Here is a 26,990-nt window from a genome sequence, read left to right as displayed (position 1 = left end):
GGAAAAGCCGAATTGCCCGAATCCCGTTGTCACATGCCGCGGGCTCATCTAGATTTGCAGCGCCTGCCGCCATTTCTGGCGGGCGAGAGGCATCGGGGCAGACATGACACGCATAGTGACGCATACGACGATCCTGACCGCCGCGCTCGTCGCGGGCCATGCAGGCTTTGCGCAGGACGACGAGGTGCGGACCAAGCAATACGACGACGGCGGCATATACGAAGGGACGTTCAAGAACGGCCTGCAACACGGCACCGGCACCTACACGCTGCCCAACGGCTATGAATATTCCGGCGAATGGGCCGAGGGCGAGATCCGCGGCGAGGGCGTCGCGCGCTTTCCCAACGGCTCGGTCTATGAGGGCGAGTTCGCGCGCGGCAAGCCGCACGGCCTGGGCAAGATCGTGTTCGCCGATGGCGGCACATACGAGGGCGAATGGGTAGAGGGTGAGATCACCGGCCAGGGTGTCGCGGTTTATGCCAATGGCGTGCGCTACGAGGGCGGATTTCTCAATGCCATGCATCATGGCACCGGCCGCATGGAAAGCCCGAACGGCTATCGCTACGAGGGTGACTGGGTCCGCGGCGTCAAGGAGGGAAGCGCCACCATCACCTATCCCGACGGCGCAATCTACGAAGGCGAGGTCAAACGCGGCGCACGCGAGGGTGAGGGCAAGCTCACCATGCCCGACGGGCTGATCTACGAGGGGATGTGGAAGGACGGCCAGATCGACGGCACCGGCAAGCTCATCCAGCCCAACGGCGATGTCTACGAGGGCGATCTGGTCGCTGGTCAGCGCGAGGGCGAAGGCCGCGTGACCTATGCCAACGGCGATGTCTACGAGGGCCAGTTCAAGGACGACATGCGCCACGGTCAGGGGGTATTCACCGGCACCGACGGCTATCGCTACGAGGGCGAGTGGCAGAACGGCAAGATATCCGGCACCGGTCGCGTAACCTATCCGGACGGCTCGGTCTACGAGGGCCAGTTTCGCGACGATCTCGCCAACGGGCAGGGCAAGATCACCTACCCTGACGGCTCGACCTACGAGGGCGAATGGGTCGGCGGCGTGATCGAGGGCACGGGCCGCGCCACCTATCCCAGCGGGCTGGTCTACGAGGGCGAGTTCGTGAACGCGCGCAACCACGGCCACGGCGTGATGACCTATCCCGACGGCTATCGCTACGAGGGCCAGTGGAACGACGGGCAGCGCCACGGACAAGGCACCGCCACCTATCCCGACGGCACCATCTACGAGGGGGAATTCGTCGATGGCCAGCGCCACGGGCAAGGCAAGATCACCATCCCCGACAACCCCGACACGCCCGAGAACGACCGCTTCGTCTACGAGGGCGAGTGGCGCGAGGGCGAGATATCGGGGCGCGGCGTGGCAACCTATGCCAATGGCGATGTCTACGAGGGCATGTTCCTCTCCGGCAAGCGGCAGGGCGAGGGCACGATGCGCTACGCCGGCGGGAAAGAGGCGAGCGGCACCTGGGAGGATGGCGTGCTCACCGACAATCTCACCCGCACGGAATAGTCAGACCTCGTCCCCCGCATCGAGCCGCGCCAGAACTGCCGCGGCGCCGTCACGCACGGCGTGATGGCGTTCCGCATCCATCCGGTCCCATGTCCGGTAAATCGGCCCCATCCGCGGGTTGCGCCCGAACCGATCGCGATGGCGCACGAGAAAATCCCAGTAGAGCAGGTTGAACGGGCAGGCCAGATCGCCGGTCTTCGCCTTTACCGAATAGGCGCAGGACGCGCAGTAATCTGACATCTTCGCAATGTAATTACCTGAAGACACATAAGGTTTCGACGCGACGATGCCGCCGTCGGCGAACTGGCTCATGCCGATCACGTTGGGGGCCTCGACCCATTCGAACGCATCGGCATAGACCGACAGGTACCATTCGTGCACCTCGGCCGGATCGATTCCGGCCAGGAGCGCAAAATTGCCCGTGACCATCAACCGCTGGATATGGTGGGCGTAAGACTCTTTCTGCGTTTGTTCAATGGCTTGCGAGACACAGTTCATCTTCGTCGGCGCACCCCAGTACATAGCGGGCAGCGCGCGCCCGTGCCCCAGCGCATTGCGCCGCACATAGCCGGGCCCCTCGCGGAAATAAAGGCCGCGCATGTATTCACGCCAGCCAATGACCTGCCGCACATAGCCCTCTGCGGCATTGATCGGCACACGCCCGGCCGTCCACTCCTCGACCACACGGGTGCAGATTTCCCAAGGTGTGAGCAACCCGATATTCAGGTATGGCGACAGCACCGAATGATGCAGGAACCGGTCGCCCGCGAGCATGGCGTCCTGATAATCGCCGAAACCCGCCAGCAATTCTCTCGCGAAATGGTCGAGTGCACGCTTGGCCTGCGCCGCAGTGACCCCGAACCAGAACGGGCGCAGGTCGCCGAAATTACCGCCAAAGCGGTCCGCGACCAGATCGAGCACCTCCTTGGTGATCGCGTCCGGTGCAAACCGCATCGGGCGCGCGCGCAGCATGTCGACCCGCGCAGGCTTGCGGTTGTCGTGGTCGAAATTCCATTTGCCGGCCGCCGGTTTGCCATCTTCCATCAGGAACCCGGTCTTGCGCCGCATCTCGCGGTAGAAATACTCCATGCGCAACTCGCGGCGTCCCTCTGCCCAGGCGTCGAATTCCTCCAGCGAGCAGATAAACCGGTCATCGGGTAGCTGTGTCACCGTCAGCGGCGCCGCTTCCAGCGCCTCGATCAGCCGCCACTCGCCGGGCTGCGTGGCGATCACCTCGCTTGTCCCGTGCGCCTCGCCTCGCCGCATCAGCTCTCCCACGATGCTCCGCGACGCCCCCGCGTCGTCGAGCCGCGTATAGGCCACCTGCCAGCCGTCGGCGCGCAACTCGTCCGCGAAATGGCGCATGGCCGAGAGCACCAGCGCGATCTTCTTGGGGTGATGGGGGACATAGCTGCCCTCGTCCATCACCTCGGCCATCACCACCAGATCGCGCGCGCGGTCGCCCGCGCGCAACGCCGAGAGATCGTGGCTCAGCTGGTCCCCTAGCACCAGGACGAGACGGCTCACCACGGCACCGGCTTGCCCTGCCAGTCGAAGAATTGGCCGCTGTCCCCGGGCACGAGATCGCCGATCACCGCGAGCAGGTTCTGCGCCGCCTCCTCCGGTGCCACCGACGGATGGCGCCCGAGATACTTCTCTGTGAACGGCGTGGCCACGGTGCCGGGGTGCAGTGCCACACAGACGGCCTCGCGGTGGCTGCGCGCCAACTCGATCGCGCCGGTGTGGATCATCTGGTTGAGCGCCGCCTTGGCGGTGCGGTAGCTGTACCAGCCGCCAAAGCCGTTATCCCCGATCGAGCCCACCCGCGCCGACAGCGCGGCAAAGACCGAGCGCCGGTCGCGCGGCAGCAGGGCCACGGCATGCTTGAGCACCAGCGACGGCCCCACGCAATTGAGCACGAACTGGTCCACCATCGCCTGCGCCGTTACTTGCTTCAAAGCCTTCTCGGGCCGCGCGCCGCCGATTTCCAGCGCGCCGGTCGCCACCAGGATCAGGTCGTAGGGACCGGAAAGCCGCCCCAACGCCGCCCGCACGCTGCCCTCGTCGGTCACGTCGAGCCCGTCACCCGACCGCGACAGCCCCGTAACCGCGACGCCCCGCGCGCCAAGCGCCTGCGCCACGGCAGCGCCGATCCCGCCCGAGGCGCCAATGATCAATGCGGTGTCCATCTCGCCAGAGCTAGCCGGGCGCGCCCCCGCTTCAAGCGTCGCGCGCCGCCAAATTCACGCTTTTCAACCGCGCGCCCCGCTCTTATAGTGGCGGCCATGATGATGCAGGCCCATATCCGGATGTCGCATCGCGCCCCGGCGCGTGCCGATGGCCTGCGCGCGCTCCCCGGCCTTCTCCTGCTTAGCCGCCTCTGAGCGTGCCCCGCGGCGCGAGCGCTCAGAGGATGTGCACCCCCGCGCCCCAAGGCCAACGGACATCATTGAACAAAGAGACCCGACATGACTGATACAGCCAAGGACCGCGTTTCGCCGCAGGCGAAAAAAGACAGGGTGGTCATTTTCGACACCACGCTGCGCGACGGCGAGCAAAGCCCCGGCGCGACCATGACCCACGAGGAAAAGCTCGAGATCGCCGGGCTGCTCGACGAGATGGGCGTCGATATCATCGAGGCGGGTTTTCCCATCGCCTCGGAGGGCGATTTCCGCGCCGTGAGCGAGATCGCCAAGCAGGCCAGGAACGCCACGATCTGCGGCCTCGCCCGCGCCAACCTCAAGGATATAGACCGCTGCTGGGACGCGGTGAAACACGCCAACTCTCCGCGCATCCATACCTTCATCGGCACCTCGCCGCTGCACCGCGCGATCCCCAATCTGGACATGGACCAGATGGCCGAACGCATCCACGAGACGGTGACCCATGCCCGCAACCTGTGCGACAACGTGCAATGGTCGCCGATGGATGCCACGCGCACCGAATGGGATTACCTGTGCCGCGTGGTGGAAATCGCGATCAAGGCGGGCGCAACCACCATCAACATCCCCGACACCGTGGGCTATACCGCGCCGGTCGAGAGCGCGGACCTCATCCGCCGCCTGATCGAGACGGTGCCGGGCGCCGACGAGGTGGTATTCGCCACCCATTGCCACAACGACCTTGGCATGGCCACGGCCAACGCGCTCGCCGCGGTCGCAGGCGGCGCGCGGCAGATCGAGTGCACGATCAACGGGCTGGGCGAGCGCGCGGGCAACACCGCGCTGGAAGAGGTGGTGATGGCGCTGCGCGTGCGCGGCGACATCATGCCCTATGACACCGGCATCGACACCCGCAAGATCATGCACATCTCGCGTCGCGTTGCCGCCGTCTCGGGCTTTTCCGTGCAGCCCAACAAGGCCATCGTCGGCAAGAACGCCTTTGCCCACGAATCGGGCATCCACCAGGACGGAATGCTCAAGAACGCCGAGACCTTCGAGATCATGCGCCCCGAGGATGTCGGCCTTGCCGCCACCAATATCGTGATGGGCAAGCATTCGGGCCGCGCCGCGCTGCGCGCCAAGCTGCATGACCTGGGCTATGACCTGGCCGACAACCAACTGGGCGACATCTTCGTGCGGTTCAAGGAACTCGCTGACCGCAAGAAGGAGGTCTATGACGAGGACCTGATCGCGCTGGTCAATGCCGGGCTCGACGACGAGAGCGACCGCCTGCAGATCAAGCGGCTTCAGGTGGTCTGCGGCACCGAAGGCCCGCAACAGGCAACCCTCACCATGCTGATCGACGGCGAGGAGAAATCCACCGAGGCCACCGGCGACGGGCCGGTGGACGCCACGTTCAACGCGGTCAGGGCGCTGTTTCCGCACGATGCACGGCTGCAACTCTACCAGGTGGCCGCCGTGACCGAAGGCACCGACGCGCAGGCCACCGTCAGCGTGCGGATGGAGGAAGACGGCCGCATCGTCACCGGGCAATCGGCGGATACCGACACGGTCGTGGCCTCGGCCAAGGCCTATGTCCACGCGCTCAACCGGCTTCTCGTGCGGCGCGAGAAGACCGGCGCGGACAAGCGCGAAGTGAGCTACAAGGACGTCTCATAAGGCCGCGCTGCGGCCCATCCCGCGCGCCCGCGCAATCCAGCGGGCGCGCGCTTGGCCTCATTGGCGGTCGTCGCGGCGCTCGCGCAGGATCGCGCGCTCGTCATGGACGAGACCGAGGCAACCGACCTTTTGTGGACGCTGCTTTCCATCCCGACATGGGAGCACCTGACCCGCCTCTGCGACTGGCCGCAGGAGCGCTACCTGTCGGAAATCACCCGCCTCGCGCACCTCGCTCTGACAGGCAAGCCGTGAGCCACGCCTAGTCCGCCCACTCCCAGGGCCGCACGAACCGGCCGAGCACATGGCTCATCGCCTCTTCGTTCACCTCGCCGGTGCGGGTCAGTTGCGCCACCAGCCCGCGCTTCTTGTCATCGACGACCGAGGTCACCTGCGCCGCGATCCCCGCCTCCTCAAGCGCGGCGTTATAGATGCGGGTGATGGCGCGCTTGCGCAGGTCGGGCTTGAATACCTTGCCGACGGCGGTTTTGGGCAACTCGTCCAGCACCTCGACATGTTTGGGGATCGCCGCGCGCTCGCGGACATGCACCTTGCAGTATTCGCGAAGCTCCTCGCCCGTGGCGGTGCCGCCCTCGACCAGCTCGACATAGGCGCAGGGCATCTCGCCCGTGTGGGCATCGGGTTGGCCGATGGCCCCGGCCATCGCCACGTCGTGATGCGTCATCAGCGCCTCCTCGATCTCGGCGGGGTCGATATTGTGGCCGCCGCGGATGATCAGGTCCTTGGCGCGGCCCGTTATCCACAGGTAGTCATCGGCATCGAGCCGCCCCAGATCGCCGGTACGCAGGTATTTGCCGTGGTAGTAGAGGCTCGCGTTCTTCTCGGCCTCGGTATAGGTGTTGCCGGTGAAGACGCCGGGGTTGGAGACGCAGATCTCGCCCACCTCGTCGACCTCGCACTCCACCGGGCCATCCGGGGTCTCCTTTATGATGCGTACTTCCGTGTAGGGAAACGGTACGCCGACCGATCCTACCTTCTTTTCCCCGTCGGGCGGGTTGCACGACACAAGGCAGGTCGCCTCGGTGAGGCCATAGCCCTCGATCACGGTCATGCCGGTCGCGCTCTCGAACCGATTGAACAGCTCCAGCGGCATCGGCGCCGAGCCGGAAAAGGCGTTCTTGACGGTCGAGAGATCGGCATCCACCTTGCGCTGCATCAGCGCCGAGACGGCTGTCGGCACGGTGATGACAAAGCTGATCTTCCAGCGCTCGCACAGCTTCCAGAAGTTGTCGAACACCCCCTCGCCGCGATAGCCCGCGGGCGTGGGAAACACGACATGCGCCCCCGACTTGATGCAGGCCATCAGGATCACGTGGCAGGCAAAGACGTGAAACAGCGGCAACGGGCACATCACGTTGTCTTCTTCGGAAAAGAGCAGCGTGTGGCCGAGCCAGCCATTGTAGACCAGCCCGGAATACTTGTGCTGCGCGACCTTGGGCATTCCGGTGGTGCCGCCGGTGTGGAAATAGGCCGCCACCCGGTCGCCCGCGCTGTCCGCAAAGGTCAGCGTCTTCGGCTGCCCGGCCAGGGCCTTGTGAAAGTCCATCGCATCGGCATGATGGTGAACCGCGTTTTTCGGGCGCACCAGCGGCACGATCCAGCTCTTGGGCGGGCTGAGATATCGGTTGAGGTCGATCTCGAGCACGGTGTGTACCTGCGGCGCATGGCGCACCGCCTCGGCGGTCTTCTGCGCGATGTCCGTCTTGGGAAATGACTTGAGCGTGACGACGACCTTGGCGTCGGTCTCGCGCAGGATGGCACCGATATGCTCTGGCTCCAGCAGCGGGTTGACCGGGTTGACGATCCCGGCAATCGCGCCGCCGATGGTGGCGGTCGCTGTCTCGACGCAGTTGGGCAGCACCAGCGCCACCACGTCCTGCTCGCCGATGCGCAGGCTACGGAACAGGTTGGCCGCCTGGCAGCACTGTTCCTGGAACTGCCGCCATGTCAGCGTCACCGCGTTGTCGGCGGGCCCCGACGTGAGCTGGTAGCTCAGCGCGGGACGGTCGGGAAAGGCCTGCGCCGTGGCGCTCAGCATCTCGTGCAGCGTGGCGGGCGTTTCGCGCGCCTCCCACGGCATCTCATTCTGGATCGCAAGCGCGTCCTGACGCGAGCTGAACGTCATGGCCTTTTCCTCCTGTTCCCGCGCCTCTGGTGGCACGGCTCTCTCCCGTGCGCGCCAGAATGTGCGGGAACGGGGCGCAGCGCAAGTTTTACGCGGCGTTCCGACGTTCCGTCAGCCGTCTGCGCCGAGGCACTCCGCCAGCGCTCCGGCCATGTCCCCGATGAGAGCCGGATAGAGCGCGGGCCCCGGCGCGTGGCGGCCTCCAAGCGGGTCGAGCACGCCGTGGCGGGCGGTATCGCCAAACACCGACGAGACCCGCGAGCCATCGAATTGCGGCTCGGTGAATACGCAGACGATCCCCGCCTCCCGTGCCATGTCACGCAGCGCGGCGATTCGCGCCGGCCCCGGATCGGCGGCGTCGCCCAGCGCCAGCGCCCCGGTGGGGGCCAGCCCGAATCGCGCTTCGAAATACTGGTAGGCATCGTGGTAGACGAGGTAGGGCGTGTCCTGCACGGGCGCGAGGCGCGCGGCGATCCGGTCCTCCAATGCGACCAGCTCCTGCGCGGCCTGTGCCGCGTTGGCGGCGTAGCGCGCGGCGTTGTCGGGGTCGTGCTCGGCCAGTTCCGCCGCGATCATGTCAAGCCAGGCGCGCGCGTTCGCCGGGTCGAGCCAGGCATGCGGATCGGCGCCGTCATGGGCGTGGGCATGGTCGTCGTGACCATCCTCCTCGTGCCCGTGCTCATCGTGGTCCTCGTGCCCGTCTTCCTCGTGTCCGTGCTCGTCATGCCCAGCATCGTCATGCCCGTCCGCGTCCGCCGTCGCGAATGTCAGCCCCTCGCGAAAAGTCCGCACCGTCGAGCCGCCCGCTCCCAGCAACGTGACCACATGCGCATCGCCCGCAAGCGTCTCTACCGAATCCGCCAACCACGGTGTCAGCCCCTCGCCCATCCAGAACACCACCTCGGCGCGGTCTAGCGCCGCCGCCTCGGAGGGGCGCATGGAATGGCCGTGCGGCGACGCGCCCGGCGGCACGATCAGCGCGGGCTCGCCCACCCCGTCCATCACCCGCGCCACCAGCGAATGCACCGGAGCGATATCGGTGGCCACCTGCGGCGCGGCCATGCCTGGGGCGGCGCATCCCAGCGCCAGTCCGAAAGAAACGAGAAACCGGGTCGGCATTCAATCCTCCATATGTTATTTTATTACATATCTGCCGGGGTTGATAATCGTTATGATGTAACATATCAAGCCGCAATCGACCGCTGGAGGCCGCCATGCACGCACTCGGATTCGAGCATCACGACCATCACCGTTGCAAGCGCGAGGCGCTCGATGCAGCCGAGGCGCATTGCGCGCGCCACCGGCTCAATCTCACGCCCCAACGCCGCCGCGTGCTCGAAATCCTGCTCGAGGGGCACCGCGCGATGGGGGCCTACGAAATTCTCGACACGCTGCGCGAGGAAGGGCTCGGCGCACAGCCGCCGGTGGCCTACCGGGCGCTCGATTTCCTCGTGACCAACGGCTTCGCCCACAAGATCGAGCGGCTCAACGCCTTCATCGCCTGCACCCACCCGGATGCCACGCACACCCCGGCCTTTCTCATCTGCCGCATCTGCGATGCGGTCGCCGAGACCCATGCCGAACCGGCGCGCGGGATGCTCGGCGCCGCCGCCGAGGCCGCCGGGTTCGAAATAGAACAGGCCGTGGTCGAAGCCGTAGGCCGCTGCCCGCGCTGCCGCGACGGGGCCGCGCCATGCCGCTGATCGCCGCCACCGGCCTCGCCGTGCGCCTTGGCCGCGCCGAGGTGCTGCACGATGTCTCGCTCAGCCTTGAACGCGGCGAGATCGTCACCATCGTCGGCCCCAACGGGTCGGGCAAGTCCACGCTCTTGCGCGCGCTGATCGGCGCGGTGCCGGTGAGTCGCGGCCATGTCCGCCGCGCACCGGGGCTGCGCATCGGCTACGTGCCACAGCGCCTGCACATCGACCCGACCCTGCCGATGACGGTGATGCGGTTTCTCGCCCTGCCCCGCCGCCGCGCCGCGACCGACCTGCGCGCCGCGCTCGACCGCGCGGGCCTGCCCGACCTGCGCCACCGTCAGATGGCGGACCTCTCGGGCGGGCAGTTCCAGCGCGTGCTGCTGGCGCGCGCGCTGATGGACAGCCCCGACCTCCTGATCCTCGACGAGGCGACGCAGGGCCTCGATCAGCCGGGATCGGCGGCGTTCTACCGCCGAATCGAGGAGGTGCGGCAGGAGATGGGCTGCGCGGTGCTGATGGTCAGCCACGAGTTACACGTCGTGATGAGCGCGTCCGACCGGGTGATCTGCCTCAACGGCCATGTCTGCTGCGAGGGTCGCCCCGAGATCGTCGCGCAGGCCGAGGAATACCGCGCCCTCTTCGGCACCGGCACCCACGGCGCGCTCGCGCTCTACCGCCACGAGCACGGCCACTCGCACGACCACGACCATAACCACGATCACAGCCACGAGGCCGCCGAATGATCCTCGACGATTTTCTCGTGCGCGCGGCTCTCGCGGGCCTCGGCGTGGCGCTGGCGGCGGCCCCGCTCGGCAGCTTCGTCGTCTGGCGGCGCATGGCCTATTTCGGCGATGCCACGGCCCATGCCGCAATCCTCGGCGTAGCTTTGGCACTGGCCTTTGATGCTTCGGTCTTCGCGGGCGCGCTGGTGATGTCGCTCGCGATGGCAAGCGCGGTCTCCACCCTCTCGGGACGCGGTTTCGCGATGGACACGCTCCTGGGCGTGTTGGCCCATTCGGCGCTCGCCTTCGGGCTGGTGGGGGTGTCGTTCCTGTCGGGCGTGCGAATCGACCTGATGGCCTATCTCTTCGGCGATATCCTCGCCGTCAGCCGGGGCGACCTCGCGGTGATCTGGGGTGGCGCGGCAGGGGTCGTGGCGCTGCTGGTCTGGCGCTGGCAGGCGCTGCTGACCGCGACGCTCAGCCCCGATCTGGCGTGGTCCGAGGGGATCGACCCGCGCCGCGAGCAGATGGTGCTCACGCTGGCACTGGCGCTGGTGGTGGCGGTGGCGATCAAGGTAGTGGGCGTGCTGCTGATCGCCGCCATGCTGATCGTGCCCGCCGCCGCCGCCCGCCCGCTCTCGGCCACGCCCGAACGCATGGCCCTGATCGCGACGGCGATCGCCGGGGCGGCGGCGCTGGGCGGGCTGGCTGCCTCGTTCCGGCTCGACACGCCCACCGGCCCCACCATCGTTTGCGTGGCTGCGCTCATTTTCGCGCTGACCATGACCGGCCATAGCCTGAGTGGAATTATCGGAAATAACCGTTGACTCATTCTGTCAGAATTGCGACAGATTTCCGAGTTAAATACTCGGATCAACCAAGAGGAGTCCCCGATGAATCCGATCAAGGCTGCGCTCTCGGCCACCGCGCTGATCGCCCTCACGGCCCCTGCCTTCGCGCAGGAGGTCAACCTCTATTCCAGCCGTCACTATGACAGCGACGACGCGCTCTATGCCGCCTTCACCGAGAAGACCGGCATCACCATCAACCGCATCGAGGCCAAGGCCGACGAGCTGATGGCGCGGATGGAGGCCGAGGGTGCCAACAGCCCAGCCGACGTGTTCATGACCGTCGATGTGGGCCGCATCTCGCGCGCCGAGGAAAGGGGGCTGCTTCAGCCGTTCGAATCGGCGGTGATCGAGGCCAACGTACCCGCCCACCTGCGCGACGACGAGAATCTCTGGACCGGCCTGTCGCAGCGCGCGCGCATCATCTTCTATTCCAGGGAACGGGTCGAGAACCCGCCGCAAACCTATGAAGAGCTTGCCGATCCCAAGTGGAAGGGCCAGGTCTGCATCCGCTCGTCCTCGAACATCTACAACCAGTCGCTCATGGCCTCCATCATCGAGACCCACGGCGAGGAACCGGCCCGCGATTGGGCCGCCGGCATTGTCGCCAACATGGCACGCGCGCCGCAGGGCGGCGATACCGACCAGCTTCGCGGCATCGTCTCGGGCGAATGCAACGTGGCGGTGGCCAACACCTATTACTACGTGCGCGGCCTCGCCAGCGACGTGGACGGGCTCACCTCGGGTATCGACGGTGTCGGCTTTGTCTGGCCGAACCAGAGCGGGCGCGGGGCACATGTCAACCTCGCCGCCGCTGGCATCGCCGTCAACGCCCCCAACAAGGACGAGGCGACCGCGCTGCTGGAATACCTCGCCAGCGCAGAGGCACAGGCGCAATTCGCCAACGCCAACAACGAGTACCCGGTGATGGCCGGTGTGCCGATCGGCGAACACGTGGCGCAACTCGGCATCTTCATCCCCGACAACGATACGCCCACCTCTTCCTTCAAGGAGCACGCGACCACCGCGCAGACCATCTTCAACGAGGTCGGCTGGGACTGATCCGCGAACTGCGCAATCCGCATCAATGATGCCGAGGTGTCGCAATTTCGGACCGAAAAAGGCTATCAACTTCTTCTGAAATTGCTTTAGGGTCGGGGTCTCCAAACGGGATCGCGGCCCTTTTGCATGAAATCCGTTCGGCTACGCCTGCTCATTCTCGCGCTACTGCCCCTGGTGGTGCTGATGCCCGCGCTTCTGGCGGTGGCGGTCGGGCGTTGGTCGGCCAATTACGACGCGCTGCTCATCACCAATGTCGAAACCGACCTGCGGGTGGCCGACCAGTATGTGCAGCGCATCCTGACCACCACCGGCGGCGACGTCACCGCGCTCGCCCGATCGCTGCGTTTTGATCGCACGCTGCGCGAAGACGGGGCCGACCTCTCCGGCTTTCTCGCCCGGGAACGCGATACCCTCGGGCTCGATTTCCTCTATTACCTGCCCCGCGCGCGGGCGGGGGATACCGGCTGGCCGGTGATCGCCCGCGCCGCCGCCGGGGTGCCCGCCACCGAGATCGACCTCTTCGCGCAGGATGACCTCGCCGCCCTGCCCGAAACCGGCCCGGCACTGGCCGACCGCGCCCTTGTGCCGCTCATCCCGACGAAAGCCGCCGTGCCCACCACCCGCACGGTCGAGGATCGCGGCATGGTCGTGCACAGCGCCACCCCGGTCACCACCGACGGGCGCGAGGGGGTGCTGGTGGGTGGCATCCTGCTCAACCGCAACCTCGATTTCATCGACACGATCAACGCGCTCGTCTATCGCGACAGCGGCGCACCGGGGGCGCGGCAGGGCACCGCCACACTGTTTCTCGAGGATGTGCGCGTGTCCACCAACGTGCGGCTGTTCGAGGGCAGCCGCGCACTCGGCACCCGCGTGTCGGCGGCGGTCCGGCACGCGGTGCTGGACGAGGGGCGTACCTGGCTCGACAGCGCCTTCGTGGTCAATGACTGGTACATGTCGGCCTATCGCCCGATCATCGACAGCACCGGGGACCGCATCGGCATGCTCTACGTGGGCTTTCTCCAGGCGCCGTTCGACGCGGCCAAGCGCAACGCCTACCTCATCGTGTTTACGGCATTCCTGGCCGTGGTCGCACTCAGCGCGCCGCTTTTCCTGCGGCTGGCGCGCAATATCTTCGCGCCGCTCGAGCGGATGACCCGCACAATGGCACGGGTAGAGGCGGGCGACCTCGAGGCGCGCATCGGCCGCGTGCCCGCGCGCGACGAGATCGGTGCCGTGGCCGCCCATCTCGACAGCCTGCTCGACCAGGTGCAGGAACGCGATCGCGCGCTGCGCGCCTGGAACGACGAACTGAACCAGCGCGTCGATGAGCGCACCGCCGAGCTGCGCGAGGCGAATGCCAAGCTCGAATGCACCTATCAGCAACTGGTCATGTCCGAGAAACTCGCCTCCATCGGCGAGATCACCGCCGGTGTCGCGCACGAGATCAACAACCCCACCGCCGTCATCCAGGGCAATCTCGACGTGATCCGCGAAACACTCGGGGACCGGGCAGAGCCGGTTCTCCACGAGCTTGGGCTCATCGACCGGCAGGTCGGCCGCATCAGCGCCATCGTCGGCAAGCTTTTGCAGTTCGCGCGACCCACCGAGTTCGGTAGCTTCGAGGAAGACGTGGACCTGGGCCAGGTGCTGCGCGACTGCCTCGTGCTGGTCGATCACGTCCTGTCCAAGGCCGAGATAGAGGTCAGCATCTCCGAAGCACCCGACACCCCCCTCGTCACCATCAACCCCGGCGAGTTGCAGCAGGTCATCATCAACCTCGTGACCAACGCCGCGCAGGCGATGGGCACCGGCGGCCGGCTGATGATAGAGACCCGCCCGATGGCGCGCGAGGACCGCCCCGGCGCGGCGCTCGTTGTGGGCGACACCGGGCCGGGTATCCCGGAGGACAAGATCGCCGCGGTGTTCGATCCGTTCTTCACCACACGGCATGGCGAGGGCACGGGCCTCGGCCTGTCGGTAAGCCAGACGCTGATCCGACAGGCGGGCGGCATCATCACCGCCCGCAACCGGCCCCGGAACGGTGCCGAATTCACCATCTGGCTGCCCGCGCAGGGGGCGCGCTGACCGGCCGCGGGAAAGAGGCTGCAGGGATGCGCGCGACGCGCCCCTCACATCCCGCCGAATTTCTCGTCGAGATAGTCCAGCAGCGGCCCCGCTGTCGGCTCTTCCCCGCCGCAGGCGCGCGCGATCACCTGCGCCGGGGCAAACCGCCCGCCATGCCGCTGCACCTGCGTGCGCAGCCACGCGGTCGCCCCGCCGGTCTCGCCGCGCGCAAGCTCCGCCTCTAGGTCCGGCACCGCCCCGCGCATCGCGCGGTACAGACACCCGGCATAGACATTGCCGAGGCTGTAGGTCGGGAAATAGCCGAACAGGCCCACCGACCAGTGCACATCCTGCAACACTCCGTTCGAGGCCCGATCCACCGCATAGCCGAAATCGGCGGCAAAGCGGTCGTTCCACGCGGCCTCGAGATCATCGGTGCCCAAATCGCCCGCGATCAACGCCTTCTCCAGATCGAATCGCAGCATGATATGAAGGTTGTACTGCACCTCGTCCGCCTCGGTGCGGATATAGCCGCGATGCACCCGGTTGACCGCGCGATAGAACGTCCCGGCATTGGCCACCCCGAAATCGCCGAACATCTCGCGCATCCGTCCGAACAGCCAGCCGGAATAGGCCCGGCTGCGCCCCAGCTGATTCTCATAAATCCGGCTCTGGCTTTCATGCACGCCCATCGACACGCCCTGCCCCAAGGGCGTCAGTCGATATTCCGGGTCAATCCCCTGCTCGTAACAGGCGTGACCGGTCTCGTGGATCGTCGAATAGAGGCAGTTGAACGGGTCATGCTCGCTCACCCGCGTGGTGATGCGCACATCGTCGCCCGAGCCGGACGAGAACGGATGCACCGCCATATCGAGCCGCCCGCGCGCGAAATCATAACCGAAATTGCGCGCCAGTTCGCGCGACAGGCGCAGTTGCGCCTGCTCATCGAAATGCGCGTCCAGTGCGGGCCACTCCCGGTCGAGCGCGCGGGCACGCAGATCGACCAGCCGGGGCCGCATCTCGGCAAACATCTCGTCAAGCCGTGCCGCATTCATCTCCGGCTCGAAGTCGTCGATCAGCGCATCATAGAGGTCGCGCCCCCGCGCCACCGCAGCCGCCTCCTCGCGCTTCAATCGCACCACCTCGGCCAGCACCGGCGCAAACGCCGCGTAATCGTCGGCAGCGCGCGCCTCGGCCCATTGCCCCTGCGCCCGGCTCGTCAGCCGCGCCAGCGCCACCGCCAGGTCGCCCGGCACCAGCGTCGCGCGATCGTAATCGCGGCGGATATGGTGCAATTGCGCGCGCGCCACCTCATCCGTGGCCACGCTCTCCGCCTCGGCCAGCAAATCGCCGCGCCGCGCATCGGTAGGCCGCGCATGCAGCACCGCTTGCATCGCGCCACTCTCCTCGGCGCGCTGCTCGGCGGCCCCGCGCGGCATCATCGTCTCCTGATCCCAGCCAAGCCGCCCGGCGACCTGCGCCAGCGCCTGCGTTTCGCGCTCCAGCGCCATCAGATCGTCATATGCTGCCATCTCAGGTCCCCCTCAGCGACGTGGCGCGCGGATACTGGCTCAGGAACCGTGCCCGCAGGATCAGCACCCACAGCACCACAGCCACGAATTGATGCGCGATGGCCAGTTGCCACGGCGCGATATAGAGGACCGTCATGATCCCCAGAACCATCTGCAAGACCAACACGCCGATCGCCGCTGTGAATGCCCCCCGCGTCACCGCGTGCGCGCTGCGCCGTCCGCGCAGCCAGACCACCACGCCAAAGGCCAACAACAGATAGCCGCTCACCCGGTGAATGAACTGAACGGTGCCCGGGTTTTCAAAGAAATTCCGCCACCAGGGGCTCAGGTCCATCATGTCGGGCGGCAGGATACCCCCGGCCATCAGCGGCCAGTCGGTATAGGTGCGGCCTGCGTCGATCCCCGCCACCAGCGCACCAAGGAGTATTTGCAGAAAGGCGAAATGCATGAGGCCGGTGGAAAGACCGAACAGCCTGCCCTCGCGCCCGCGCCGCGCCTGCATCAGCTCGCGCTCCTCACGCCCCAGCGCCATCACGTACCACGCGATCAGCCCGAGGATGACGAAGGCGAGGCCGAGATGCACGGCGAGCCGGTAGGACGCCACCGCGATCATCCCGTCGCCCAGGCCAGAGGACACCATCCACCAGCCGATCGCGCCTTGCGCGCCGCCCAGCGCACCGAGGCCAAGAAGCCGCCCGGTCCAGCCTTTGGGGATCTGCCGCGCCAGCAGGAAGCCAAAGAACCCCAGCGCCCAGACGAGGCCGATCACCCGGCCCAGTTGCCGGTGGCCCCACTCCCACCAGTAGATCGCCTTGAACTCGGCCAGGCTCATCCCCTTGTTGAGCAATTCGTATTGCGGAATCGCGCGGTACTTGTCGAATTCCTCCTGCCAGACGGACTCGGACATCGGCGGCAGCGCCCCGGTCACCGGCTTCCACTCGGTGATCGACAGCCCGCTATCGGTGAGCCGGGTAAGCCCGCCGACGGCGATCATCACCGCCACCAGCGCAAACAGCAGCATCAGCCACAGGCGAATCCCGCGCCGCGCGCCGCGCCGCCCGGCGTCGATGCCACCCGCCTTCGGCTCGGCCTTGGGCTGATCCGCGCCCACCTCCTCGAAAATGCTGCGTTTCCCGGTCATGCCCCGCCCCTCGAATTGCCGATGCGGCAGAGATTAGGCCGCGCGCCGCACGCCTTCAACCGCGCCCGCCCCAGCGGACCATCTGCCGCATGATCCCGTGCAGCATCCGCACATCGGCGCGCGTCAGCGGCATCCGGCTCCACATGTTTCGCAGGTTGCGCCGCATCCGCGCCGCCTTGTGCTCGGGAAAGAAGAACCCCGCCGTCTCCAGCCGTTCCTCGTAATGGTCGGCCAGACGCTCGATCTCTTGCCGCTCGGCCCAGTCGGCACCGGCCATGTCCACGCGCTCGGCCACCACCTCGGCCGTGGCACGCCGCCACTCGTAGGCGCAGAGCAGTACGCATTGCGCAAGGTTCAGGCTGGGAAACTCGGGATTGACCGGCACGTTCACCAGCGCGTTGGCGCGCGCCACGTCGTCATTCTCCAGCCCCGCCCGCTCGGGACCGAACAGCATCGCCACCCGCTCTCCGGCAGCGATGCGGCGCGCAGCCTCCTGCATCGCGCGCTCGGGGCTCAGCACCGGCTTGGTCATCCCGCGCGCGCGCGCCGTCGTCGCCATCACGTACTGGCAATCGCCAATCGCACCCGCCACGTCGTCAAACAGCCCCGCCTCGTCCAGCAGCCGCCCCGCGCCGCTCGCCATCGCGCCTGCGGTAGGGTTGGGCCAGCCGTCGCGCGGCGCCACGAGGCGCATGCGGTCGAGGCCGAAATTCCACATCGCCCGCGCCGCGGCGCCGATATTCTCGCCCATCTGCGGGCGCACCAGCACGAAGGCAGGCTGAATTCTGTCGGTGTCGGGGATCGCCGGGCCGGTCATCGAGCGAGAGGATACGCCCCGCGCACCTATTCCGCGGCCTCTGACGGACCCGCGGACAGGTTCGGGGTGCCCTGGCCACCCTGGCCGCCCTGCTCGCCAGAGCCGCCCTCGGTGCCGTTGCCATTACCGTTGCCGTTACCATTGCCATCGTCGCCGCCAGACTTGGCGGGCTTGCGGCTGCGCGGCTTGCGGGCGGGCTTGCGCGGTGCGTTACCGCCTTCACCCTTGTTTTCGCCCCGGTTTTCACCCTTGGCCTCGGGCGTCTCGACTAGGCCGCTGTCGCTCGACTCGGCGGGATCGATGATGTCGGGCTGCGGGCTGCGCGCCGGATCGCCGTTCTGACCCTCGCCCTGCCGGGCGTCGCGGTCGCGCTGCCCCCCCTCACGCTGGCCACCCTCGCGCGGGCCACGGTCGCGGTCACGCTCGGTCTGGCGGTCGCGGTTCTGGCGCTCGTGCTCTTCGCGCCGCGCCTCCTGCTCGCGCTGCGCCTCGTTAAGCATGCGCTGGTAATGCTCGGCATGCTGCTGGAAATTCTCGAACGCCACCCGGTCGTTGCCGAGCTGCGCGTCGCGGGCAAGCTGGGTGTACTTGTCGATGATCTGCTGCGGCGTGCCGCGCACCTTGCCCTCGGGGCCGGAGCTGTCAAAGACCCGGTTGACGACATTGCCGACGGACCGGTTGCGGTTCGACTTGTTCCGCGAACGTGACTTGGATGATCTCATATGCTTGCAGTCCAGCCTTGTGGTCTGAGTGCCGCTTGATCCGACCGGCGCGCCGCGCGCCTCACAATCCCGGATCGGACATGTCTTGGCTTGATATCGCCCGAGACACCCGAAGAGGGGTCCATCTGAGCGATACCCTGTCTAACCATGCCCGCCGGTGCCTTACAAGCGAAAACCACGGTATTTCGCATAGAATCCGCGTATTTTCCCGTAACTCACGCCGTTTCGGCGGGATGCCGCCCCGCCACAACCCGGTCGCGCCCGTCGAGATCGGGCAGGATTCGCACCTGCGCCAGCCCCGCGCGCGCAAACAGGTCCGCCACCTGCGCCCCCTGCGCCGCGCCGATCTCGACCAGCACACGCCCTTTGGGGGCGAGATGCGGCATCACGCCGCCCGCGATCGCACGATAGGCCCCCAACCCATCGCCGCCATCGCTCAATGCGCCCTCGGGATCGTGGAGCACCACCTCCGGCGCCAACCCCGCCATCTCGGCGGCGGCGATATAGGGCGGGTTCGACACCACGAGGTCGAACCGCCCGGCCACGCCTTCAAACCAATCGCTCTCCACCAGGTCGAGCCGCCCCGCCACCCCATACCGCGCCGCGTTCTCCGCCGCCACGGCCAGCGCGGCACCCGATATATCCGTGGCCACGCCCCGCGCGCCGGACCACTCGGCAAGAAGCGTCACCGCGATACAGCCGCTGCCCGTGCCCAGATCAAGGAGCCGCACCGGCACCGGCCCCGCCAGCGCCTCGGCGATCAGGCACTCGGTTTCGGGGCGCGGGTCGAGCACGTCCGCCGTCACCGCGAAATCCCGCCCCCAGAACACCCGCCGCCCAAGGATGCGCGCCACCGGCTCGCGCGCCACCCGCCGCGCCAGCATCGCGTCGAGCCGCGCCCGCGCGCCCGCGCCCAACTCATCCCCCAGGTGCAGCGTCAGCCGGTCGCGCGCCACCCCCGCGGCCTCGGCCACCAGCGCGCGCGCATCCCCCGCCGCGCCCTCGATCCCGGCCTCCGCCAGCGCCTTCTGCGCCATCGCCAGCGCCGCGCGCACGCTCATTCCACCTCGGCCAGCAGCCGCGCCTGCGCGTCCGAGATAAGCGCATCGGTCAGATCGTCCAGGTCCCCCTGCATCACTTGGTCGAGCTTGTAGAGCGTCAGCCCGATCCGGTGATCGGTGACACGCCCCTGAGGGAAATTATAGGTGCGGATGCGCTCGGACCGGTCGCCAGAGCCGACCTGCGCCGCCCGCTCCGCTGCGCGGTCGCCCTGCGCCTTCTGCCGTTCCATGTCAAAAAGCCGCGCGCGCAACACGTCCATCGCGATGTCGCGGTTGCGGTGCTGCGATTTCTGGCTGCTCGTGACCACCACACCGGTGGGCAGGTGGGTGATCCGCACCGCCGAATCGGTGGTGTTGACGTGCTGCCCGCCGGCGCCCGAAGACCGCATCGTGTCGATGCGCAGATCATTCGGGTCGATCGCCACGTCCACCGCCTCGGCCTCGGGCAGCACGGCGACCGTGGCTGCCGAGGTGTGGATGCGCCCGCCCGATTCCGTCTCGGGGACGCGCTGCACCCGGTGCACCCCGGATTCGAACTTGAGCCGCGCGAACACCCCCTCGCCCTTCACCCGCGCCACCAGCTCGCGCAGACCGCCCAATTCGCTCCACTGCTCCTCGATCACCTCGAAGGACCAGCCCCGCGCCTCGGCGTGGCGGGCGTACATGCGCATCAGATCGGCGGCAAAGAGGGCGGCCTCCTCGCCCCCCGTTCCGGGCCGGATTTCCAGGATCGCAGGCCGGGCATCGGCGGCGTCGCGCGGCAACAACGCCAGCCGCAGCGCCTGCTCCATCTCCGGCAACCGCGCTTCGATATCGGCGATCTCGCCCTCGGCCAGCTCGCGCATCTCCGCATCGCCCAGCATCCCGCGCGCCGCCTCGAGATCGTCCAGCGCCTGCCGGTACGTGCGGATTTCCTCCACCACGGGGCGCAACTCGGCATATTCGCGCCCCAGCCGTGCCAGATCGCCGCCGCCCTGCGCCATCTGCGCCTCGATATACTCGAAACGCTCCACGATCCGCTGCAATCTGTCCAAGGGCACCATGACCGCGATCCTCTGTCCCATCGTCACGCCCCGGTCAAGAGCGCATCGCCGTCCCTCCCCACCGCGCCACCCCCCGCCCCGCGCTTCTTCTTGGCCCAAATACCCACTCCCCGGCCTCACGCCCGTGCGACGCTCGGTCCCGCATCCGTGCCTTGGTGACCGGCGCAGGCCCGTGCTATACTCACCCCATGCGTTACCTCCTGCCCCTCATCCTCGCCGCCACACCGGCCCTTTCGGACGCCACCATCGGCGGCAAGACGGTGGAGTGCTACTGCACCGATGGCCAGGGCGAGCGGGTGGAAATGGGCGAGATGACCTGCCTGCGCGTGGATGGCCGGATGTTCATGGCGCGCTGTGCCATGTCGCTCAACGTGCCGATCTGGCGCAAGGTAAGCGACGGCTGCCTGTCATCGAGCCTCGGCCAGACGCCCGAGCCAGCCGTCGATGCGCCCGGCGTTCACGCCCAGATCTGAGCGGCCAAAGCGCAGCCGCCCGTAAATCTCCAGCATGTCCCCGTCCTGACGCACCGTCGTGTAATCGGGAAAGCCGAACACGCGCGAGCGCGTGACATAGGTCACCATGCCCTGCGCCACCGACCCCGCCAGCACCCGCGTGCGCGGCGTGTCGCGGATGATCGCATCCAGCGTGGCCAGATCGCCCTCCGCGCGCCGCATCGCCCCGCCTTCGAGGTCGCGGTCGGTGATCGTCTCGGGCATCTGGTGCCAGCGCATCGGCTCGGACGGGGCCAGCCGGATAAAGGCCATCACGCCGATCACCGTGACCAGCAACGCCAGCGCGACGAGCTTCAGCAGGGCATCAGCCACCGGCGCCAGGGGGATCAACGGTGTCGGCCAGCGCCTCGGCCCGGGCGGCGATCTCCGACAGCGTGTCCACCACCTCCTCGGGCACCACCGGCACCTCCACGCGCTCGGGTTCGGGCTTGGGGGTGGCGCGCAGGCTTTCCAGCTCGGCCTCCGCCGTGGCGAGCCGGTCCTGCAGCCCCGCGGTCTTGTCGGCCAGCATCAGCCCGGCCATCAACAGCATCCGCGCCTCGGGCACGCGGCCCACCTGTGCGCTCAGCACCGCGGCCTCCTCGTCAAGCAATTTCGCCGCGAAACGGAGATAGCTCTCCTCACCCTCCTGGCAGGCCACCTCGAAGGTCCGCCCGTCGATCTCGATGGTCACCTCGGGCATCACGCGTCCTCCGTCTGATCCGCTGCGCCGGGCGCGGCCCCGGCCACCGCACTGTCGATCTCGGCCAGCACGGCCGCGACCTCGTCGCGATCCGCGTCCCTTGCCGCGCTCAGCGCGTCAAGCTCGGCCTGAAGCGAGGCGTTGATCGCGTCCGGGTTTGCCACCCCCGCCGCGTGCGCCGTGCGCAGCGCCGCGTTGCTCTCACGCAGCTGCGCGTTGGCCGCGCGCAGCGATTGCAGGTCGGTATCGAGCCGCGTCATCGTCTCGGACTGCGCGCCCTGCCCGTCCTGCCCGTCCTGCGCGGCGGCGAGCGCCGCCTCCTTTTCCTCGAGCCGCTCATGCAGCACCCGGATACGCTCTTCCAGTTGCGCGGTCACGAGCCGCTCATCCTCCAGCTCCTGCCGAAGGGTGGCCAGCTCCGCGCCATCGGTCGCATCATCTTCCTTTCGCACAGCCTCCGCCTCGGCGCGGGCCTCCACGCCCCGCTGGATGCGCTCCAGCGCGGCGGTGATCCGGGTCTGCAACTCCTCGATCTGGTTCATCTCCCCGATCCCTCGTTTCTTTCTGTCCTTGACCTCAACGAATCGCACGACTGGTAGGTGTCGATCAAGTCTAGACGCATCAGGGCGAAAATGCGCCCCCCAACGGCCACGCGCACCGCCGCCACGGGCCGCGCCGCGCTTGAATTCCCGGTGCGGGCTGGTATTGAGCGGTCAACCGCCACACCGCTCAAAGGACGCCCCCTTGGATATCGCAGCCCTGCGCGCAGCGCACCCCGACCATTGGACCAAAGCCGCGGCCATCCGCGCGCTGACCCTCGACGCCGTCGCCGCCGCCAAATCCGGCCATTCCGGGATGCCGATGGGCATGGCCGACGTGGCCACCGTGCTTTATGAAAAGCACCTCAAGTTCGATCCGCGCAATCCCGACTGGCCCGACCGCGACCGCTTCATCCTGTCGGCGGGGCACGGCTCGATGCTGCTCTATTCGCTGCTGCACCTGACCGGCTATGCCGACATGACGATCGGGGAAATCCGCAATTTCCGCCAATGGGGCGCGCGCACGGCGGGCCACCCGGAATACGGCCACGCCAGCGGCATCGAGACCACCACCGGCCCGCTCGGGCAGGGCATTTCCAACGCCGTCGGCTTCGCCATCGCCGAGGAATCGCTGCGCGCCCGCTTCGGGCCCAAGCTGATGGATCACCGCACCTACGTGATCGCCGGCGACGGCTGCCTGATGGAGGGCGTCAGCCAGGAGGCGATCACCCTTGCGGGGCGCCAGCGCCTGTCGCGACTCACCGTGCTGTGGGACAACAACAACATCACCATCGACGGCAGCGTGGACCTCGCCGATCGCACCGACCAGGTGGCGCGCTTCCGCGCCAGCGGCTGGGAGGTGATCGAGATCGACGGCCATGACCCCGACGCTATCGACGCCGCCCTTACCGCGGCCAAGGCGTCCGATCTGCCCACGATGATCGCTTGCAAGACCCATATCGCGCTCGGCCACGCCGCGCAGGACACCTCCAAGGGCCACGGCGCACTCACCGACATGGACCAGCTCGCCGCGGCCAAGGCCGCCTATGGCTGGCCCCACGGCCCGTTCGAGATCCCGTCGGAGGTCAAATCCTCCTGGGAAGAGATCGGCCGCCGCGGCGCGCCCGAGTTCGACGCCTGGGCCGCCCGGCTCGAATCCGCCTCGCCCACCCGGCAGGCCGAGATCACGCGCATCTTCGCCCGCGAGGTGCCGGCCAAGCTCACCTCCCGCATCCGTGCGCTGAAAAAGCAGATCAGCGAGGAGGCCCCCAAGGTGGCCACCCGCAAGTCGAGCGAGATGGTCCTCGAGGTGGTCAACCCGATCATGCCCGAAACCATCGGCGGCTCGGCTGACCTGTCCGGCTCGAACAACACCCGTTCGGGCGACATGACCGTGTTCGACATCGACAACCGCAAGGGCCGCTACATCCATTACGGCATCCGCGAGCACGGCATGGCCGCGGCGATGAACGGCATGGTGCTGCATGGCGGCATCCGCCCCTATGGCGGCACCTTCATGTGCTTTACCGACTACGCCCGCCCCGCCATGCGGCTGGCGGCGCTGATGAAGGTGCCCACCGTCTTCGTCATGACCCATGACAGCATCGGTCTGGGCGAAGACGGCCCCACCCACCAGCCGGTCGAGCATCTGGCGATTTCACGCGCCACGCCCAACACCCATGTCTTCCGCCCCTGCGACACGGTCGAGACCGCCGAGGCGTGGGAACTGGCGCTGCAATCCAAGGACGCGCCCTCGGTGCTGTCGCTCACCCGCCAGGGCCTGCCGACGCTGCGCACCACGCACAAGACCAAAAACCTCAGCGCCCAGGGCGCCTACGTGCTGGCCGAGGCCGAGGGCAAGCGCCGCGCGATCATCCTCGCCACCGGCTCGGAGGTCGAAATCGCGATGCAGGCGCGCGATCTGTTGCAGGCCGAGGGCATCGGCACGCGGGTCGTCTCCATGCCCTGCTTGGAGCTGTTCGAGGATCAGACCGAGGCTTATCGCCGCCGCGTCCTGCCCGCCGGGCCGGTGCGCGTCGCGGTCGAGGCCGGGGTCCGCTTCGGCTGGGATCGCTGGCTCTATGGCGAGCGCGGGCGCCGCGACAAGGGCGGCTTCGTCGGCATGCACGATTTCGGCGCCTCCGCGCCGGCCGAGGTGCTCTACGAGCAGTTCGGCATCACCGCAGAGTCGGTGGCCACCGAGGTGAAATCGCTGCTCTGAGACAACACCGGGGGGGCGCCGACGCGCCCCCCCACAGCTTCGCCCCCGGTTGCGCATCGCAAGACACAGCAGGGTGGCACTTGGCCTGGATTGGTCATTTGCCTCCTACCCCGCGCGGGACAAGGCGTGCTTGCACGCCACCGCGCGAGCGCCCGACCGCCCCCTCGGGCGGGCGCTTTTGCAACGCTGCAAGAAGCTGAAATATAAAATGTATTTTGCACCATAAATCACACAGCACAGACCGAACCACGCCCACCCGGCGGTCGGGCACCCGCGCGTCTCATCGCCAAATCCCAAACGACCCCTTCAGGCCATAACCTCCCTCTTGCATCCCCGCCCCGGCCACGGCACGCTTCCCCGCGACCCGCCAGCCCGGAGGCCCGCCCATGTCCCGCGATCCGCTCCTTCAGCCCTACACGCTGCGCCATCTCACGCTGAAGAACCGCATCATGACCACCAGCCACGAACCCGCCTATGCCGAGGACGGGCTACCCAAGGACCGCTACCGCGCCTACCATGTCGAACGCGCGAGGGGTGGCGTGGCGCTTACCATGACCGCAGGATCGGCGGTGGTCAGCCGCGACAGCCCGCCCGCCTTCAACAACATCCTCGCCTACCAGGATGAGGTGGTGCCGTGGCTGCGCCAGCTCGCCGATGAATGCCACGACCACGGCTGCGCGGTGATGATCCAGCTCACCCACCTGGGCTGGCGCACCCGCTGGGACCGGGGCGACTGGCTGCCCTCGCTGGCACCTTCCGCCCTGCGCGAACCCGCCCACCGCGCCTTTCCCAAGGTGATGGAGGATTGGGACATCGCGCGCATCATCGCCGATTACGCCGACGCCGCCGAGCGGATGCAGGACGCCGGGCTCGACGGGATCGAACTCGAGGCCTACGGCCACCTGATGGACGCCTTCTGGGCGCCGCGCCAGAACGCGCTCGACGCGCCCTGGAACGGCGATCTGGAGGCGCGGATGCGCTTCTCTCTCGACGTGCTGTCGGCCATCCGCGACCGCACCGGCCCCGATTTCATCGTCGGCGTGCGCTACACCGCCGACGATCTCACCCCGCACGGCATCACGGCCGAGGATGGGCTCGCCATCGGCCACCGGCTAAAGGCGAGCGGCATGGTCGATTTCCTCAACGTGATCCGGGGCCGCGTCGATACCGACGCCAACCTCACCGACGTGATCCCGGTGCAGGGCATGAAATCGGCCCCGCATCTCGATTTCGCGGGCCGCGTGCGCGCCGAGATCGGCCTACCCACCTTCCACGCCGCGCGCATCCCCGACGTGGCCACCGCCCGCCACGCGGTGGCCACCGGACAGCTCGACATGGTCGGCATGACCCGCGCCCACATGGCCGAGCCGCGCATCGTGGCCAAGATTGCCGAGGGGCGCGAGGACGATATCCGCCCCTGCGTCGGCGCCACCTATTGCCTCGACCGAATCTACCAGGGCGGCGAGGCGCTGTGCATCCACAACGCCGCCACGGGCCGTGAACTCGACCTGCCTCATGAAATCACGCCCAGCCCGAGCCCCCGCCGCGTGGTGATCGTCGGTGCCGGCCCCGGCGGGCTCGAGGCCGCGCGCGTCGCCGCCACACGCGGCCACCACGTCACCGTGTTCGAGGCCGCCAACCAGCCCGGCGGGCAGGTCCGGCTCGCGGCACAGTCACGCCGCCGGTCCGAGCTTATCGGCATCATCGACTGGCGCATGGCGCAATGCGCCGCGCGCGACGTGGACTTCCGCTTCAACGCGCTCGCCGAGGCCGAGGACATCACCGCGCTCGCCCCAGACATCGTGATCGTCGCCACCGGCGGGCTGGCGCAGCAGGACATTCTCGAGGCGGGCAACGACCTGACGGTGACGGCGTGGGACATCCTCACCGGCGATGTGAGGCCGGGGCGCGAGGTTCTGCTGTTCGACGACGCGGGCGACCACGCGGCCCTTCAGGCAGCAGAGGTGATCGCGGCATCGGGGGCGACGGTCGAGGTGATGACCCCCGACCGCAGCTTCGCCCCAGAGGTGATGGGGATGAACCTGGTTCCCTACATGCGCAGCCTTCAGGACAAGCCCGTGACCATGACCGTTGCGCGCCGCCTCAAATCGGTCGCGCGCGCGGGCAACCGGCTGCGCGCCACCCTCGGCACGGATTACTCCGACCACACCTATGAGGCGGAATTCGACCAGGTGGTGGTCAATCACGGCACCCTGCCGCTCGACGACCTGTACCATGATCTGCGGCCCCTCTCGCGCAACGGCGGCGCGGTGGATCATGAAGCGCTGATCGCCGGGCAGCCGCAAACCGTCGCCGCCAATCCCGACGGCGCGTTTCAGCTCTTCCGCATCGGCGACGCGGTCAGCGCCCGCAACATCCACGCCGCCATCCACGACGCGCTGCGGCTGATGTGCGTGCAATAAGCGGCGGGGCGGGATGGGCCTGGAGCAGACGTTGATCATCCGACGATGAGCCGCGCAGCGCCCGACCGCCGGGTGGGCGCGGTTCGGTTTGTGCTATGCGATTTATGGCGCAAGATACTTCAATGATCACAGCTATTTGCGACGTCGAGGAGCG

Annotated in this window: 24 protein-coding genes; 11 read left to right on the top strand and 13 right to left on the bottom strand. The window is 67.7% G+C overall.

All coding sequences use genetic code 11. The features are described 5' to 3' along the window. The first annotated feature begins 103 nt into the window (after positions 1 to 103). On the top strand, positions 104 to 1,540 hold the full coding sequence (locus C6W92_RS13305; RefSeq protein ID WP_129434004.1) for a 2-isopropylmalate synthase: 1,437 nt from the start codon (positions 104 to 106) through the stop codon (positions 1,538 to 1,540). Here C6W92_RS13305 and C6W92_RS13300 read toward each other — a convergent pair whose 3' ends face one another. Together C6W92_RS13300 and C6W92_RS13295 are read right to left on the bottom strand one after the other, a co-directional pair. Then, the gene (locus tag C6W92_RS13300) at positions 1,541 to 3,070 is read right to left on the bottom strand and encodes a cryptochrome/photolyase family protein (protein WP_129434002.1); all 1,530 of its coding nucleotides are present in this window, start codon (positions 3,068 to 3,070) and stop codon (positions 1,541 to 1,543) included. It lies immediately after the preceding gene. Next, on the bottom strand, positions 3,064 to 3,729 hold the full coding sequence (locus tag C6W92_RS13295) for an SDR family NAD(P)-dependent oxidoreductase (RefSeq protein ID WP_129434000.1): 666 nt from the start codon (positions 3,727 to 3,729) through the stop codon (positions 3,064 to 3,066). The genes C6W92_RS13300 and C6W92_RS13295 overlap by 7 nt, the downstream gene beginning before the upstream one ends. Positions 3,730 to 4,008: 279 nt before the next feature. Here C6W92_RS13295 and C6W92_RS13290 point away from each other — a divergent pair, with 279 nt between their 5' ends. Together C6W92_RS13290 and C6W92_RS13285 are read left to right on the top strand one after the other, a co-directional pair. Next, positions 4,009 to 5,601, top strand: coding sequence for a 2-isopropylmalate synthase (locus C6W92_RS13290; RefSeq protein ID WP_129433998.1), 1,593 nt, complete (start codon positions 4,009 to 4,011; stop codon positions 5,599 to 5,601). A gap of 51 nt (positions 5,602 to 5,652) precedes the next feature. Beyond that, positions 5,653 to 5,853: a hypothetical protein gene (locus C6W92_RS13285; protein ID WP_129433996.1), complete on the top strand. Its 201-nt coding sequence runs from the start codon at positions 5,653 to 5,655 to the stop codon at positions 5,851 to 5,853. Positions 5,854 to 5,860: 7 nt separating this feature from the next. Here C6W92_RS13285 and C6W92_RS13280 read toward each other — a convergent pair whose 3' ends face one another. Both C6W92_RS13280 and C6W92_RS13275 read right to left on the bottom strand, forming a co-directional pair. After that, positions 5,861 to 7,744 (bottom strand): acyl-CoA synthetase, encoded by a 1,884-nt coding sequence (locus C6W92_RS13280; protein ID WP_129433994.1) that lies wholly within the window; start codon positions 7,742 to 7,744, stop codon positions 5,861 to 5,863. A 111-nt stretch (positions 7,745 to 7,855) separates the two neighbouring features. After that, entirely contained in the window at positions 7,856 to 8,863 is a 1,008-nt protein-coding gene (locus C6W92_RS13275; RefSeq protein WP_241691163.1) for a zinc ABC transporter substrate-binding protein, read from the bottom strand. A gap of 95 nt (positions 8,864 to 8,958) precedes the next feature. On the opposite strand from C6W92_RS13275, the gene C6W92_RS13270 reads away from it, so the two are divergent. From C6W92_RS13270 to C6W92_RS13250, 5 genes are all read left to right on the top strand, one after another. After that, a complete protein-coding gene (locus C6W92_RS13270; RefSeq protein ID WP_129433992.1) occupies positions 8,959 to 9,447 on the top strand; it encodes a transcriptional repressor in 489 nt (162 codons plus the stop codon). Beyond that, positions 9,438 to 10,187, top strand: coding sequence for a metal ABC transporter ATP-binding protein (locus C6W92_RS13265; RefSeq protein ID WP_129433991.1), 750 nt, complete (start codon positions 9,438 to 9,440; stop codon positions 10,185 to 10,187). Before C6W92_RS13270 ends, C6W92_RS13265 begins: the two co-directional genes overlap by 10 nt. Next, positions 10,184 to 10,993: a metal ABC transporter permease gene (locus tag C6W92_RS13260; protein WP_129433989.1), complete on the top strand. Its 810-nt coding sequence runs from the start codon at positions 10,184 to 10,186 to the stop codon at positions 10,991 to 10,993. Before C6W92_RS13265 ends, C6W92_RS13260 begins: the two co-directional genes overlap by 4 nt. A gap of 66 nt (positions 10,994 to 11,059) precedes the next feature. Beyond that, positions 11,060 to 12,076: an extracellular solute-binding protein gene (locus C6W92_RS13255; protein ID WP_129433987.1), complete on the top strand. Its 1,017-nt coding sequence runs from the start codon at positions 11,060 to 11,062 to the stop codon at positions 12,074 to 12,076. A 126-nt stretch (positions 12,077 to 12,202) separates the two neighbouring features. Then, complete coding sequence (locus C6W92_RS13250; protein WP_129433984.1) at positions 12,203 to 14,164, top strand: cache domain-containing protein; 1,962 nt, start codon at positions 12,203 to 12,205, stop codon at positions 14,162 to 14,164. 44 nt (positions 14,165 to 14,208) lie between these two features. Here the strand turns inward: C6W92_RS13250 and C6W92_RS13245 are convergent, their stop codons facing one another. The 6 genes from C6W92_RS13245 to prfA form a co-directional block, all read right to left on the bottom strand. Then, positions 14,209 to 15,675, bottom strand: a complete 1,467-nt coding sequence (locus C6W92_RS13245) for a carboxypeptidase M32 (protein WP_129433982.1) — start codon at positions 15,673 to 15,675, stop codon at positions 14,209 to 14,211. A gap of 1 nt (position 15,676) precedes the next feature. Continuing rightward, positions 15,677 to 16,816, bottom strand: coding sequence for a heme A synthase (gene ctaA, locus C6W92_RS13240; protein WP_129433980.1), 1,140 nt, complete (start codon positions 16,814 to 16,816; stop codon positions 15,677 to 15,679). Between the two features lie 55 nt (positions 16,817 to 16,871). Then, positions 16,872 to 17,633 carry an RNA methyltransferase gene (locus tag C6W92_RS13235; protein WP_129433978.1) on the bottom strand — a complete coding sequence of 254 codons (762 nt, stop codon included), beginning with the start codon at positions 17,631 to 17,633 and terminating at the stop codon, positions 16,872 to 16,874. Between the two features lie 26 nt (positions 17,634 to 17,659). After that, positions 17,660 to 18,355: a DUF4167 domain-containing protein gene (locus C6W92_RS13230; RefSeq protein WP_129433976.1), complete on the bottom strand. Its 696-nt coding sequence runs from the start codon at positions 18,353 to 18,355 to the stop codon at positions 17,660 to 17,662. Between the two features lie 215 nt (positions 18,356 to 18,570). Next, positions 18,571 to 19,416: a peptide chain release factor N(5)-glutamine methyltransferase gene (gene prmC, locus C6W92_RS13225; protein WP_129433974.1), complete on the bottom strand. Its 846-nt coding sequence runs from the start codon at positions 19,414 to 19,416 to the stop codon at positions 18,571 to 18,573. Continuing rightward, a complete protein-coding gene (prfA, locus tag C6W92_RS13220; protein WP_129434082.1) occupies positions 19,413 to 20,459 on the bottom strand; it encodes a peptide chain release factor 1 in 1,047 nt (348 codons plus the stop codon). The genes prmC and prfA overlap by 4 nt, the downstream gene beginning before the upstream one ends. Positions 20,460 to 20,647: 188 nt before the next feature. Between prfA and C6W92_RS13215 the strand changes: the two genes are divergently transcribed. After that, positions 20,648 to 20,932 (top strand): hypothetical protein, encoded by a 285-nt coding sequence (locus tag C6W92_RS13215; protein ID WP_104018874.1) that lies wholly within the window; start codon positions 20,648 to 20,650, stop codon positions 20,930 to 20,932. Here the strand turns inward: C6W92_RS13215 and C6W92_RS13210 are convergent. The 3 genes from C6W92_RS13210 to C6W92_RS13200 are packed head-to-tail and all read right to left on the bottom strand — an operon-like array spanning position 20,867 to position 22,195. Next, on the bottom strand, positions 20,867 to 21,268 hold the full coding sequence (locus C6W92_RS13210) for a DUF1499 domain-containing protein (RefSeq protein WP_129434080.1): 402 nt from the start codon (positions 21,266 to 21,268) through the stop codon (positions 20,867 to 20,869). The two genes, C6W92_RS13215 and C6W92_RS13210, sit on opposite strands and share 66 nt — an antisense overlap. A gap of 7 nt (positions 21,269 to 21,275) precedes the next feature. Next, positions 21,276 to 21,653, bottom strand: coding sequence for a cell division protein ZapA (locus C6W92_RS13205; protein WP_104018873.1), 378 nt, complete (start codon positions 21,651 to 21,653; stop codon positions 21,276 to 21,278). Next, positions 21,653 to 22,195 carry a hypothetical protein gene (locus tag C6W92_RS13200; protein ID WP_129433972.1) on the bottom strand — a complete coding sequence of 181 codons (543 nt, stop codon included), beginning with the start codon at positions 22,193 to 22,195 and terminating at the stop codon, positions 21,653 to 21,655. Before C6W92_RS13200 ends, C6W92_RS13205 begins: the two co-directional genes overlap by 1 nt. Positions 22,196 to 22,397: 202 nt before the next feature. Here C6W92_RS13200 and tkt point away from each other — a divergent pair, with 202 nt between their 5' ends. Further along, entirely contained in the window at positions 22,398 to 24,413 is a 2,016-nt protein-coding gene (gene tkt, locus C6W92_RS13195; protein WP_129433970.1) for a transketolase, read from the top strand. Positions 24,414 to 24,799: 386 nt separating this feature from the next. After that, on the top strand, positions 24,800 to 26,836 hold the full coding sequence (locus C6W92_RS13190) for an NADH:flavin oxidoreductase (protein ID WP_129433968.1): 2,037 nt from the start codon (positions 24,800 to 24,802) through the stop codon (positions 26,834 to 26,836). Positions 26,837 to 26,990 lie beyond the last annotated feature (154 nt).

The sequence above is a fragment of the Roseovarius sp. A46 genome (assembly GCF_004126395.1).
Classification (GTDB): Bacteria; Pseudomonadota; Alphaproteobacteria; order Rhodobacterales; family Rhodobacteraceae; genus Roseovarius; species Roseovarius nitratireducens.
The sequence above is the reverse complement of the archived record's forward strand: the minus strand, read 5'-3'. Positions and strand labels throughout refer to the sequence as shown.